Annotated in this window: 5 protein-coding genes; 1 reads left to right on the forward strand and 4 read right to left on the reverse strand. The window is 29.0% G+C overall.

The window, feature by feature from the left end; translation table 11 throughout:
• Positions 1 to 98: 98 nt before the first annotated feature.
• The 3 genes from HHL23_RS22065 to HHL23_RS22075 all read right to left on the reverse strand — a co-directional run bounded on the left by HHL23_RS22065 (position 99) and on the right by HHL23_RS22075 (position 4,695).
• Positions 99 to 680 (reverse strand): hypothetical protein, encoded by a 582-nt coding sequence (locus tag HHL23_RS22065; RefSeq protein WP_169236895.1) that lies wholly within the window; start codon positions 678 to 680, stop codon positions 99 to 101.
• Positions 681 to 1,892: 1,212 nt separating this feature from the next.
• Positions 1,893 to 2,300 (reverse strand): hypothetical protein, encoded by a 408-nt coding sequence (locus HHL23_RS22070; RefSeq protein ID WP_169236896.1) that lies wholly within the window; start codon positions 2,298 to 2,300, stop codon positions 1,893 to 1,895.
• Between the two features lie 967 nt (positions 2,301 to 3,267).
• The gene (locus HHL23_RS22075; RefSeq protein ID WP_169236897.1) at positions 3,268 to 4,695 is read right to left on the reverse strand and encodes a LuxR C-terminal-related transcriptional regulator; all 1,428 of its coding nucleotides are present in this window, start codon (positions 4,693 to 4,695) and stop codon (positions 3,268 to 3,270) included.
• Between the two features lie 48 nt (positions 4,696 to 4,743).
• Here HHL23_RS22075 and HHL23_RS22080 point away from each other — a divergent pair, with 48 nt between their 5' ends.
• Positions 4,744 to 4,887 (forward strand): hypothetical protein, encoded by a 144-nt coding sequence (locus tag HHL23_RS22080; RefSeq protein WP_169236898.1) that lies wholly within the window; start codon positions 4,744 to 4,746, stop codon positions 4,885 to 4,887.
• 694 nt (positions 4,888 to 5,581) lie between these two features.
• Here the strand turns inward: HHL23_RS22080 and HHL23_RS22085 are convergent.
• Positions 5,582 to 6,028, reverse strand: a complete 447-nt coding sequence (locus tag HHL23_RS22085; RefSeq protein ID WP_169236899.1) for a hypothetical protein — start codon at positions 6,026 to 6,028, stop codon at positions 5,582 to 5,584.
• Positions 6,029 to 6,064: the final 36 nt, after the last annotated feature.

Below are 6,064 nucleotides of genomic sequence, written 5' to 3' on the forward strand. Positions count from 1 at the left end.
TCATAGTAATAATTCATTTAAATATTTGAATGTCAGAAACTTAAATATACGAATTATTACTTTTTCTTACAAATTTTTATCAGTTGCTTATCCCGAACTCAGGTTAATTTATGATGCGTTTGCCCTGCATCAACACCTGTTTCAATTGATAACTTCAAGAAAAAGACTATCAATGATCTCTTACCAATTTTTAAAATATTATTAATATAGCCTTGTAACGTTTTACTTGTAGTAGATTTTTCTAAACTTTTTATCTTTTCAATAATTGTATTGACATCTAGATCCTCATTGAATTGAGCAAGACTAGAAATAAACTCATTATTGTTTTCGGATTTATTGGTTACCAAAATAAAAGAATGACTGCCTAAAAAATCAGATTTTGATTCAGCACTATTGATGAACAAAGCCCAGTTATTTAATGATTTCCACATGTCAAGATCCATTGTGGTTAAATTCTGTATAGATCCATCAGCTTTTTCGACTGTTGAATGCTTCGCTTGAAGCAATATTGTAGAGCCATCTTCTTTATCGATGTGAATATCATCCTTTACCTCATAGCCAATTTTTTGCCCATGTTTTAGTTTGAGTGATAAATACATAAAGTAATAGAACTGATAATCAAATCCTATTGATTGTGGTCCTACAGCACGTTGTTCTTGAGGTGTAGTTGTTTTTGCCATTCAACATCATTTGTTTATTTTTATACTCTTAAAGAGAAAATTTATCTATTTAGTATGATACTAAATTTTCAAAATTATCAGATAATTAGTAGTTCTGAAAGATGTTACTTTCAATTGCTTAGAAATATAATTTACAATTCTATTTTTGACCAATCAATTTTGAGCAGTATTTTTAAGCTAGCGTTTGTTTAATAATATTTTTAACGTATAAAAATATTGATTTTTCACCTAACTTCTATAAAAAATAAACATTCCTCACTCTGTGGAGAATAAAAATCTATATATCAATAAATTAGATACATTGATAGCTTTAAAATTTATTCCCCCAGATAGAAGTATGTAGTAAGTATTTACTTGTTACCTACCTTTTTGATAGTCTCTATAAAAACATAGTATTCTACAAATACAGTTTTTCCTGAAATATTTAAAATATATTTTCTTATATTTGGTAAACAAAATGAATCAAAAACCTACATTTCAAAAGTGATTAATTCGGTGAGTAGCTGAGCTTCAATTTCAGGAAATGTCGATGAATAAAGAGATTTAAAGAATAGGTGGTTTTACCTCTCTCTCCGCTAAGAGGGTCTTTTAATAAAAGATCCTCTTTTTTTTTGTATATAAGCAATATTCTATCCATCACTTTTAAGTGATTATGCGACAGTATGTCCATCATGTTCGATAGATTCGTTTTTCATAATAAAGGTTGTTGTCGAACACCAAGCTTGCAAATTCCCTTTTTTGAAGTGTTTCCAATGAATCATAAACGTAGGTAACAGATCCAATTTATTTTCCAGTATTCGAAATGCAAGACTTCTATTAGCACTCAATCTTTCAATAGTTTCTTTCAAGTTTATAATCTCTGCATTGTAGGTAGAATACCTGCGATCATAAATATCCTATTAATTTCAGACAATGATCTACTTAAATGTATCAGAATTACAAGAATAATTTTGTAAGGTAAACATCTGAAAAGTACTATATAGCAGGATAGTATAACGTTGGGAATATGACGTAATGCTATTATTGGTACATTTAAGTATATTAATACCTTCTGTAGATTTCTCCAAGTGATATTTAAAATCCATTTTTCCAGTTTATCTTTGCTTATGAGTTCCAGATTTTTAGTTCTTTTAAATTGCAATCCAAAATTGCTAATTTTCTGGAAACTCTTTATTGCAAAAAAGTTTAAACAGGTTCATTTGTTAAATACTTCTATAGATTAAATATTATTTTTTTAGATTTCTTTAGGGTGTAATTTTCTTTATCTTTAATAAGTGTGAGTCCTCCTTTTTTATAAACACTTGTGCTTTTATATGACGCTGTTCTGGAAAGTATTACACTTCCTTTAGATGAAGGAAGAAAGATTTCGGCTTTTTTATCATCCTCACTGAAAGCTATAGCTGCGCTTAATGCATAACTTCCTTTAGGGTCAGTTTCTTTGAGCAGTATCTTTTGTTCAAAAAGTCTGATACAGTCTTTTTTGATTTGTGAGTATGTGTAGCCTGCCGAACCTATACAGCCATGCTTATCTCTATCCGAGCCTAATGCTTTTGGACGAATTTCTTGACCATAACTAACAGAAGCAAGTAAGATTGTCATTACTAAAATTTGTTTTTTCATACATTTGAATTTAAAAATTATTAATATTGTAAAAGTTTCTAATTATAAGGTATTCAATTAATATTCGAGGCAGCTCAAAAGCGATTTCATAGATATTCGTGTTTTTAGAATCTCTTTAAGAATTCGGGATTTATTTACTGGAATTTAGCTAATGATAACTACACTGGAAGTTCTAATCAGTATTGTAATTCATTATTATTATAATAGACCTGTGTTTTAGTGATGCAAAGGTATTTTTATAGACAAATATTGCCAAAAAAAAGTATACAACATAAGTACAACACAAATACATCGACCCTTATTCAGCGCCGTCTAGGCTTTGTTTTATTAATATTTCATATAGCGATTACGTCTTGTATCCTATCATTTTAGATAAATGACTTCTTTCATTAAATATTGGGGATCTGGTTATTCTGATAAATAAATAACTACATGTTTATTCATTGATGAAAGTTTATTTGCGGTCAAAAAGTGAAGTCTTCAATTTCATATTTTATGATTTTTTTTACTATTTAAAACCTCCGATGGTTTATGATATCAATCTGGTCCATTGAGGGAGATATCCAAATAGTTCTGATTTTTGGACATTAAATTTTAGGGGTATTGTTATACATGCCCATGTATTTACACGTATAAATATTGTAATAAAAATGTACGACAGGGATTTAATTTAAATGCATCAATGTTCAAAATGCTTTGGGAATTATAGTAAATTCAATTTGAAGCATCTTGAATAGATTTTAAATCTATTTACTTCAAATTAATTCTATGGATGAAATAGAATAGTTTAATAAAACGATTATGCTATCTAGCCGTAAAGCAGGCTAGATATTTTTCGCTTATTAATTATTGAGTAGCTTGTAAATTCTACTTCGGTTTCTGTGTAAATTATTAAATGGATGTTGTCATATTTCGACAGTGATTCTCAAAATATACATGTCCCATCTATTATAAAATATCAGATAAACTAGTTTAAAGTTTTAAAGAAATTATATAAATTAACGTCAGAAGAAATATTAAGTTTTTTTCTTAATCTTCCCTTTTTAATTTGTACTGATCGATGTTGGATAAATGAAAAATCAGCAATATCTTTTGAAGAAAGACCAAGTAGGATCATCCCACATAATGATAATTCGGATCTTGTCAGTTCAGAGTTATGTTTGAAAAGGTTTTGAAAGAAAGTAGGATGCGTCTCCTCAAATCTATTGAGAAATTTAATGTCATTATTTTTTGCTAAACTAAGCAACTCGGCAAAATATTCATTAGGTATTGTGCTTCTGTGTTCTGGTTTTTTTTCTTCCAATATAGGAATAGAAGAATCTTTATTTTTTTGTTTTTTTGTGTATTTGAAAAATAAAATAACAAGTACTCCCAGAATCGAAAGAAAGATAATCAGATAAAGTGTTGTGTATTTAGAAATCGAATAGTCATTCTTTTCTATTGCTTCACTTACTGAAATGTCTATTGCTTCATTTCCAGATCTTTTTAGGCTGTCGCTCAGTTGATTATATTTTGTTAAATATTCATTCTCCTTTTCAAATTGATTAAGTTTTTTATACGCTAGTGCAGTTTTTTGATATACTTCAGGCAGTTTATTTATTCTTCTTGTTTTCTTTAAGATTACAAGAGATTTCTCATAAAACTCTAAAGCTTTTGTATAATCTTTTTGTTTAAAACATAATTCAGCATAATAAAAGTATATAGTACCAGGTCTTATTGTTAAATTATCCTTCTTTTTTAATAATATGAGCGCATTATTAATATAAAATGAAGCGGAATCCAGATTATTTGTCTGCCGTAGATGATAATTGCCTATTAAGGCACTATTAAGAGCAGAAGGATCTACATCAAAACCCATATGATAATAGTGGAGGGCAGAATCTTTATTGGTATTAAGCAGAAAATCAGCTCTCTGTTCATATATATTCCCTAACAACCATCCTTTTTCATCTAATTTGTTACCATAATAGATCGCTTTAGAATTGTATTTTAGAGCAGTAGATGTCAATCCTATGACATAGTTCATTTGCCCATATTCATGGTATAATCTTGTGTAGACAAAATTGTCATTGATTCCGAAAGCTATTTTTTCAGCTAATTTTAAGAAATGTTGGCTTAATTTATAATTTCCGATGGTCCCATATATATTAGAAAGATTTATATAGGCTAAAGCTTCCCCTTTTTTATAATTTTCTTCTTTTGAAAGTTTGATTATTTCATTATTAAGAGATATAACCTCTTTCTTTTTTCCCTCTAACCTAAGTCTATCACTTTTGTTTAAGGCAAGGTTTATGTCAGTAATATTATTCTTTTTATTACATCCGTTCAGAAATACTAAAACTATTAAAAGCCCCAGGAATAATCTCTTATATTTTAACCTTAATAGTAGACACATGTTATAATTTTAATATTTCTTATGATTTTTTATCATAAAATTGCAAAAATGAAGCCAACTAAATTCATTGTCAGCCTTATTGGAGACGATGTTTTACAACAGATTATTTTTCCCCTGTATGCTGTATTTCTACTGCAGGAGTTTAACCATACTCTGGCTTCTCCCGCATCATGGCTTAAACAGGTGAGCTGATCTACCAAAGATAATCCACCCTCCTGTGATGCCAGACTATCTGATATAGTATAGCGCTTGTTTCTCTAATTGTCTTTTCCTTTCAAGTATTTTTGACGGCTAATTCCGTTTTTTCATCAATTGTATTTCTGTTGACAGCACCTACATTTTTATTAATTTTTAATAACAGACCTCATAAAACTACGATATATCGTAGCAGGTCTACTACTCATTCTTTTCACAGGAATTATCAAAAGTAAAATATAATCAAATGTAAGATTCATTTTACTAAAGTTTGATTTTCACATACCATAAATTTTAGTCTTTGTCATCTTAATATGAGATATACGCTATAATGTTCTTTGCTCAGTTCTGCATTTTGAGAATAGTATCAAGATCCAAAATCAAAATACGTTCTTTCGTTGTAAGTTGCTATTAATGGTTTAAATTTTTATTGGTTTTTTAGAGTATCTATTTGGTATGTGTAAGTATACTTACAAAGTATCTGCAGGGTATTTCATTCCTTTATTACAGGTTAAAATAAGACTACTCTTGCATCTTAATTCTTAAGAGGAGAAAATGTATTTAAAGAAAAGCCGTTACAGTATAAAAAAAGCATCCAGGATGCTTCTTTTGCTATGCTCTTTTATACTACCAATGCACAATTATATATAGGAGCATGTGGAAGTTTAAATGTAAAGGACAGTACTCTTTTTCAAACAGAGAGAAAAAATATTCCGGTTCCATTATATGTAGAAGGCAACACTGCAGTACATAATCTGGAGCAAATTTCCAATATCAAAGTGGTTGTGTTTTCTTCTCCTCCTCTAAAAAAATCACCACAGACCTCTTTTGCTAAAACTCTAAAAAAACCTAAAACTAGAAAAACAGAAAAGAAGGCTTTAAAATTGATTTCCAAACCGGAAGCATACATATCTGAAAATGAAAGCTCTGTTGTAGTTTCTAATAAGAAATCAAGAAATATCGCTATTATCATAAGTAATATTTTTAAAGAAAAGCAAGGAGTATTACAGAATAAATATAAAATGTCTGCTGTATGCGAAAGTAAAATTTTTCCAAAACAATCTCTCAAAGCCGGATTATTCGAAAGGACTTTTTTGTTAGGAATAAAGATCCGTCCACCTCCTTCTTTTAAATACACTATATAATAAAATACACAAATTCATATATCAACTCA

Origin of the sequence: Chryseobacterium antibioticum (assembly GCF_012927325.1) — a bacterium.
GTDB classification, from domain to species: domain Bacteria; phylum Bacteroidota; class Bacteroidia; order Flavobacteriales; family Weeksellaceae; genus Chryseobacterium; species Chryseobacterium antibioticum.

Excerpts from the sequence above, each read along its gene's own strand:
- HHL23_RS22065 (WP_169236895.1), bottom strand. The coding sequence starts at position 680 with ATGGCAAAAACAACTACACCTCAAGAACAACGTGCTGTAGGACCACAA.
- HHL23_RS22070 (WP_169236896.1), bottom strand. The coding sequence starts at position 2,300 with ATGAAAAAACAAATTTTAGTAATGACAATCTTACTTGCTTCTGTTAGT.
- HHL23_RS22075 (WP_169236897.1), bottom strand. The coding sequence starts at position 4,695 with ATGTGTCTACTATTAAGGTTAAAATATAAGAGATTATTCCTGGGGCTT.
- HHL23_RS22080 (WP_169236898.1), top strand. The coding sequence starts at position 4,744 with ATGAAGCCAACTAAATTCATTGTCAGCCTTATTGGAGACGATGTTTTA.